Raw genomic sequence first — 2,121 nt, 5'->3', positions numbered from 1 at the left:
CCCTGGTCCTCCATCCCAAACTGCCGCGTCCCATAGATGCAAGACATCCGAAACACACCGGTCCGCAGGCCGTAGCTCCGGGCATACTCCTGCATGTACAGGTCGGCCGCGAGCTTCGACGCCCCGTAGGGCGTGTGGTGCGCATGGTCGGTCGCAAAGGTCTCCGGGATGCCCTCCGCGTACGTCTGGTCGCTGAAGGCGTACCGCGTGGCTCCCTCGTTCACGGGCACGTCGTTCGGGTGGTCTCCGTAGACCTTGTTCGTTGAGCAGAAGACCACGACTGGGTCGGACCCGCTTTTCCGGGCGGCCTCTAGGACATTGACCGTCCCGGCAACGTTGATGTCAAAGTCCGTTCGGGGGTCCTTTAAGGAGGCGGACACGGCGACCTGTCCCGCCGTGTGCACGACGACGTCCGCGTCGGCGATGGCTTTCTCGACCGACGCGGTGTCCCGGATGTCGGCGGTCCGACGCTCGACGCTTGGGAGCGTCCCGAGGTACTCCCAATTGAACCGGCTCACGGATGGCCCGAGGAAGTGGTCTCCCAGGATCTCGGACCGCGCGAAGGCGTCCAACGCTACCACGTGGGCCCCCTTCTTCGCGTAGCGCTCGACGACGTGGGAGCCTACGAACCCCCCGCCCCCCGTCACAACGACCTTCAGCGACTCACTCCTTGAGCCTCCCGCGTGGGAGGAGCTCTCTCGGGATAGTCTTCGTGCATGTATACTCTTTGAATCGATTCGCACCTCGTCGCGGGACGGCTGCCCCGGTCTCGCCCCGTCGGTTAGACGCCGCGCGCGACCTTGCGCGAGCCGCGCGTCCCCTTTCGGCTCGATGAAAACCCCCGGAATCACAGCCCGAGTTCGTCCCGCCCGATGAGGCCGCGTCGGCGGGGGCTCAGGGCATGCGTCCTGTCGCCACGCGGATTGGGCTGGGCAGGTTACAGACTGCCACGCCTTCGCATCGTGATGGAGCTCCCGATTCGCGGATGAGATGGCGCCGTCCTCGGAGAGGAGAAGCTCGACCTCCCGGAAGCCGGCACTTCCTCGCGATCGATAAGCATGGCCATCCCGCCGTCTGGGCACGGCACACGTTCGTGGCCTTGCGGAGAGGTCTGGCCACCAAAAATTCGTTGCGGGACGCACAAGCCCATGCTTCAGGATTTCGTCGAGTAGGCAAAGTCAGTCGGCGTCCGAAGAGTTCCCACCGTCACGGTCCTCGGGAAGCGCGCGATTGAAGAGCGCTCCGAGATGAATCCCAGTTCTGGTACCTGGCTCGAAATCGATTTGCAGCGAGCGCTCCGTCCACGAGCCCACGTAGTATATCTGGTATGCTAGCCGATCGCCCGACAGTGGTGCTCATGCGGGGACTTGACAACAAAGGTCCGATGAACGTGTGCCATGGGAGACCGACCCAGAAGGCGATCCAGTCTAAGCGCGTCGAAAACCTCTTTTCAAACATCACCCGGCTTCGATGCAGGAAATACGTCCCGCTAGCGCTCATCAGTCCGGTGGAGCGTCCGACCTTGTGCCATATTACCGCTCGCGGTTCGACGACTAGGCAGAAGCCTAGCCTTCGCGCTCGATAGCACCAGTCGGAGTCCTCGTGGAACATGAAGTAACGTTCGTCAAGCAATCCCACATCGTGGATTCTCGGCGTCGCAAACATAATCGCGCTCCCGTCCAAGTACCCATCAATCTCGTAGGGATTTCCCAGCCCATCCTCTCGTCTGGCCGTCCTGTGCCGTGTCCATCCTGTTCGAAGGTTGACGGACGAACCCAAAGACAGGACTCTGGTCTTTGTGTAGTAGTCCACTACCCTGGGCCCCACTGCCGCCACCGCTGGGGTGCGTTGCGCAGTCGCCAACATCCTCGTGATCGCTCCGTCGGCTACAACTAGGTCATTGTTGAGGAGTAAGCAAAAGGGCGCGTCGACCTCTGACGCATGTCGCAATGCTCGGTTGGCCGCGGCAGCGTAGCCTAGGTTATTCGCCAGCTGGACTATACGCACGTCTGGGAATACGTCTCTGAGTTTAGGCACCGAATCGTCACTCGAGGCGTTGTCGACCATGAGGATGTCCCAATCCGGGGAGCGCTGCCGGCTCAGAGATGTCATGCACTCCAG

1 protein-coding gene is annotated in these 2,121 nt (G+C 62.0%); it reads right to left on the bottom strand.

Annotated features, from left to right (window positions below; translation table 11 throughout):
- A partial coding sequence (locus tag VEY12_07070; GenBank protein HYM39889.1) for an NAD-dependent epimerase/dehydratase family protein occupies nt 1-647 on the bottom strand: 647 nt, incomplete at its 3' end.
- Nucleotides 648-2,121 lie beyond the last annotated feature (1,474 nt).

Source organism: Thermoplasmata archaeon, from assembly GCA_035632695.1.
GTDB lineage: Archaea > Thermoplasmatota > Thermoplasmata > RBG-16-68-12 > RBG-16-68-12 > RBG-16-68-12.
The sequence above is the reverse complement of the archived record's forward strand: the minus strand, read 5'-3'. Positions and strand labels throughout refer to the sequence as shown.